Source organism: Nonomuraea sp. NPDC049141, from assembly GCF_040648415.1.
Taxonomy (GTDB): domain Bacteria; phylum Actinomycetota; class Actinomycetes; order Streptosporangiales; family Streptosporangiaceae; genus Nonomuraea.
Genome location: NZ_JBEZDR010000237.1, coordinates 1 through 1,332, shown reverse-complemented (window position 1 = coordinate 1,332; position 1,332 = coordinate 1). Strand labels below are relative to the sequence as shown.

Sequence of the window (1,332 nt, the reverse complement as noted above, 5' to 3'; positions counted from 1 at the left end):
GGCCGCCCCGCCGTCGGACGCCGAGGCGGTTGGGCCGGAGCACCCGGCGACGCGCGCCGCTCCCGACGTGCCGCGCGCCGGCAACCCGGCCGGCGGCCGGGTGATTCCGATCCGGCGCAACGCCTCGGCCTCGGCCCGCTTCGAGCTTCCCGTGCCGCAGCAGCCCGCCCCGGACTCCGTGCCGGACGCGACCCCCGAACCCGTTCCCGTCACCGACACGACCGCCGCCCCGGGAGCCAGTGCTGCCGAGGCCGCGTACGTTTCACGTGAAACCCCGACGCGCGAAGAGGATGACCCACCGTTGGCTATGGAGGCGATGCGCGCCGTGCAGATCCTTAATCCGAGTGGCGAGGTGACGATGCCTCGGCCGGAGCGGACCCGGGTCATGTGCGTCGCGAACCAGAAGGGCGGCGTGGGAAAGACCACGACCACGGTGAACCTTGCGGTGGCACTCGCCCTGCACGGCAACCGGGTGCTGGTGGTCGATCTCGATCCGCAAGGAAACGCCTCCACCGGGCTGAACGTCCCGCACCACACGGGTGTGCCGGACGTCTACGACTGCCTCATCAACAGCGTGCCGCTGGAGGAGGTGGCCCAGGGCGTCGAGGGCATCCCCAACCTCTGGTGCGTACCGGCGACGATCGACCTCGCCGGCGCGGAGATCGAGCTGGTGTCGGTGGTCGCCCGCGAGTCGCGGCTGGCCCGGGCGATCGCCGCCTACCCCGGCCACTTCGACTACGTCTTCATCGACTGCCCGCCCTCGCTCGGTCTGCTGACGGTCAACGCGCTCGTGGCCGCGCAGGAGGTGCTCATCCCGATCCAGTGCGAGTACTACGCGCTGGAGGGGCTGAACCAGCTGATCAACAACATCAACCTGGTCCGCCAGCACCTCAACCCCAAGCTCGACGTCTCCACCATCCTGCTCACCATGTACGACCGGCGTACCCGGCTGGCCGACGCCGTCGAGCAGGACGTACGGAACCACTTCGGCGACAAGGTGCTCCAGGCGGTCATCCCCCGCAACGTCCGCGTCTCGGAGGCACCCAGCTACGGCCAGTCCGTGATGACCTACGATCCGGGGTCGCGGGGGGCGACGAGCTACTTCGAAGCCGCCCAGGAGATCGCCGAGCGTGGCGTCAAGGAGCCGGTGGGCCGGAATGCGTAGTGCGGAACAGTCGCTGGGAGGCGTGGCATGAAGAACCGTCCTCGGGGCGGTCTGGGGCGGGGCCTGGGGGCCCTCATCCCGACCGGGCCGGCGCCGACCGCAGTGGTGGAGCCGACCCCCGCCGTCGAGCCGCCTGCGACGGCTGAGGCGTCGACCGCCGTCGGCGC

1 protein-coding gene is annotated in these 1,332 nt (G+C 70.9%); it reads left to right on the top strand.

Translation table 11 applies throughout. The features are described from left to right. Positions 1–307 precede the first annotated feature (307 nt). Positions 308–1,165 carry a ParA family protein gene (locus tag AB0B91_RS66145; protein ID WP_358343268.1) on the top strand — a complete coding sequence of 286 codons (858 nt, stop codon included), beginning with the start codon at positions 308–310 and terminating at the stop codon, positions 1,163–1,165. The last annotated feature ends 167 nt before the right edge of the window (positions 1,166–1,332 follow it).

Coding starts and splice junctions, on each gene's coding strand:
- AB0B91_RS66145 (WP_358343268.1), top strand. CDS start 308: ATGGAGGCGATGCGCGCCGTGCAGATCCTTAATCCGAGTGGCGAGGTG.